Here is a 397-nt window from a genome sequence, read left to right as displayed (position 1 = left end):
CTTCTACTTTACGGAAATATTCCTCATCTAATTTGTGAATAAGTCCCGGCTTTCGTTTCGGTTCACTCTGAATCAATTTAGAGAGTCCATCCATCATCGGTCCCATAATATCCACATAGGGAACTTCCGCTTTGATCGCTTCTTCTGTAAGGAAATCCTGCATTTCGGGCAAAACTAAAGTAAAAGCAATTAATGCTTTCTCTTCTTTAGCAGCCTGCACAGTCTCCAGTATCGTCTCTCGATCCATCACATAGGGTACACGGCGGATCTCTAGGTGGGTGTATTCCAACTGGCTGACCGCAGCTCTCACTACAAACTCGGCTGTTTCCCCAACAGAGTCTGAAATGACATAAAGCACTGCATGATTAGATAGTAGTCTGATGGTTCCGCCTCTATC

General features: G+C 44.3%; 1 protein-coding gene. It reads right to left on the bottom strand.

Annotated elements, in window-relative coordinates; translation table 11 throughout:
• On the bottom strand, positions 1 to 358 hold a 358-nt coding region (locus RM446_RS24725; protein ID WP_311547848.1), incomplete at its 3' end, for a kinase/pyrophosphorylase.
• Between the last annotated feature and the right edge of the window lie 39 nt (positions 359 to 397).

Source organism: Streptomonospora wellingtoniae, from assembly GCF_031845375.1.
Classification (GTDB): Bacteria; Actinomycetota; Actinomycetes; order Streptosporangiales; family Streptosporangiaceae; genus Streptomonospora; species Streptomonospora wellingtoniae.
This window is presented reverse-complemented; position numbering and strand designations above follow the sequence as displayed.